The 928-nt window shown below is 38.9% G+C and carries 1 protein-coding gene; it reads left to right on the top strand.

The window, feature by feature from the left end; all coding sequences use genetic code 11:
• Positions 1 to 175: 175 nt before the first annotated feature.
• On the top strand, positions 176 to 799 hold the full coding sequence (locus tag FLB61_RS12945) for a TetR/AcrR family transcriptional regulator (protein ID WP_087203517.1): 624 nt from the start codon (positions 176 to 178) through the stop codon (positions 797 to 799).
• Positions 800 to 928 lie beyond the last annotated feature (129 nt).

Below are 928 nucleotides of genomic sequence, written 5' to 3'. Positions count from 1 at the left end.
TATTTAGAAAAAATAAAGCTGTTATCAAAACCAGTATTTAAAAATTTTATCAGTAATAAAGTGCAGAATGATGTTTGGATTACAGTTTTTATGCAACTATTTCTTGTTGCTATTGACAAAACCTTTTTCAGAGATTAAAATTATAACAGTGTTATATAGCGCTGTTATATAGGAGGTGTGCAAAATAAACGGAAATGGAACGACTTTAGAAAATATCCACCGGGCAGCGAAAGCGGAATTTTTAGAAAAAGGATATAAAGACGCTTCTCTGCGGAATATTGTGAAATCCGTGGGAATGACTACCGGAGCCTTTTACGGATATTACAAAAGTAAAGAAGAACTTTTTGAAGCCATCGTTGGTGAGCATTATGAATATATTCGCAACCGTTTTATAAAGGCACAGCAGGAGTTTGCAGAACTCCCGGCTGCCAGGCAGCCGGAAGTCATGAGTGAAATTTCGGGGCTTTGTATGGAGGATATTCTCCATTATGCGTATGAGCATTTAGAGGAATGTAAACTGATCCTTGTCTGTTCGGAAGGAACAAAATTTGCCGGGTTAATTGATGAAATGGTGGAGATTGAAGTGGAAGGGACTCATGCCTATCAGGAGGTTTTAAGGAAGCTTGGAAGGCCCTCTCCTCATATCGATCCTTCGCTGGAGCATATTCTAATTACCGGAATGTTTCATACTTTTTTTGAATTGATCATCCACGAAATGCCGCTCAAAGATGCCGAAAACTACGTCAGAGAAATGCGCGCCTTTTATACGGCGGGATGGATGAAAATTATGGGGCAGTAATGCCTTATAATTTTTGTCTGTAAGTTAGCCGTAACTAACCTAAATTCGGATATTGTAAGAACATAGACGTGTTCTCTTTATCATAAACACAATGATCTCTCGGAATCCTGAGTGATCACAGCCAGCAGC

This window comes from Sellimonas caecigallum, assembly GCF_019754295.1.
Classification (GTDB): Bacteria; Bacillota; Clostridia; order Lachnospirales; family Lachnospiraceae; genus Sellimonas; species Sellimonas caecigallum.
This window is presented reverse-complemented; position numbering and strand designations above follow the sequence as displayed.